Below are 239 nucleotides of genomic sequence, written 5' to 3'. Positions count from 1 at the left end.
AACTCGATCTGCGTGCCCTGCGCGTCGACGGTCTTCAGTACATCGGACAGGCGCGGGCCGGTGAAGGTCGCCTTCGGCGTCCAGCTCGTCGACGTGACGATCGTGTACTGCGGCAGCGCCATCAGCGCCTGCTCGGAAAAGACGAACGTCGTGTTGCCGGGCTGGTTGCTGCGGCCGATCTTGCCGTCGACGGTGAACGTGAACGACGCGGCCCAGCTCGCGGCGGCCATACCGAGCAG

General features: G+C 66.5%; 1 pseudogene. It reads right to left on the bottom strand.

The window, feature by feature from the left end:
• Positions 1-239 (bottom strand): annotated as a pseudogene (locus SB751_RS34865) (oxidoreductase); the annotation flags it as partial.

The organism is Cupriavidus sp. SIMBA_020 (genome assembly GCF_046535395.1).
GTDB classification, from domain to species: Bacteria; Pseudomonadota; Gammaproteobacteria; order Burkholderiales; family Burkholderiaceae; genus Cupriavidus; species Cupriavidus campinensis.
The sequence above is the reverse complement of the archived record's forward strand: the minus strand, read 5'-3'. Positions and strand labels throughout refer to the sequence as shown.